The sequence below is a fragment of the Micromonospora okii genome, assembly GCF_020884795.1.
GTDB classification, from domain to species: domain Bacteria; phylum Actinomycetota; class Actinomycetes; order Mycobacteriales; family Micromonosporaceae; genus Micromonospora; species Micromonospora okii.
Window position 1 is genome coordinate 1 of the sequence record NZ_BBZF01000007.1, and the last position, 1,024, is coordinate 1,024.

The following is a 1,024-nucleotide window of genomic DNA, read 5'->3' on the forward strand; positions in this document are numbered from 1 at the left end:
CCGGCTTTCAGCACTCGATCACGTTGACGGCCAGGCCGCCCCGCGCCGTCTCCTTGTACTTGACCTTCATGTCGGCGCCGGTCTCCCGCATCGTCTTGATCACCTTGTCGAGCGAGACGTGGTGCACCCCGTCGCCGCGCAGCGCCAGCCGGGCCGCAGTGATCGCCTTGATGCTAGCCACCGCGTTCCGCTCGATGCAGGGGATCTGCACGAGGCCGCCGACCGGGTCGCAGGTGAGCCCGAGGTTGTGCTCCATGCCGATCTCGGCGGCGTTCTCCACCTGCTCCGGGGTGCCGCCGAGCGCCTCGGCGAGCCCGGCGGCGGCCATCGAGCAGGCCGAGCCGACCTCCCCCTGGCAGCCGACCTCCGCCCCGGAGATCGAGGCGTTCTCCTTGAACAGCACGCCGATCGCCCCGGCCGCCAGCAGGAACCGGACCACGCCCTCCTCCGACGCCCCCGGCACGAACCGGACGTAGTAGTGCAACACCGCCGGGATGATCCCGGCCGCACCATTGGTCGGGGCGGTCACCACCCGGCCGCCGGCCGCGTTCTCCTCGTTGACCGCGAGCGCGAACAGGGTCACCCAGTCCATCACCCGCAGCGGATCCGTGGACCACGGGTCCGCCTCCAGGCCGCGCCGCAGCTCCGCCGCGCGCCGCCGCACCTTCAGCCCACCCGGCAGGACGCCGTCGCGCCCGCAGCCGCTCTCGACGCACTCGCGCATCACCCGCCAGATCTCCAGCAGGCCGGAGCGCACCTCCCCCTCGGTGCGCCGGGACCGCTCGTTGGCGAGCATCACCTCGCTGATCGACAACCCGTTACCGGCGCTGACCGCCAGCAGCTCCGCCCCGGTGCCGAACGGGTACCGCACCCGGGTGGCGTCGGGCACGATCCGGTCCGCCCCGGCCGCCGCCTCGTCCACCACGAACCCGCCGCCGACCGAGTAGTACGTCCGCGTACGCAGCTCCGCCCCGGCGGCGTCGTACGCGGCGAAGGTCATCCCGTTCGGGTGGTACGGCAGCGA

Annotated in this window: 1 protein-coding gene; it reads right to left on the reverse strand. The window is 72.8% G+C overall.

Going from position 1 to position 1,024, the window contains the following annotated elements:
• Window positions 1–7: 7 nt before the first annotated feature.
• Window positions 8–1,024: L-serine ammonia-lyase (locus tag LPU43_RS00045; RefSeq protein WP_229397542.1), on the reverse strand; the 1,017-nt coding region annotated here is incomplete at its 5' end.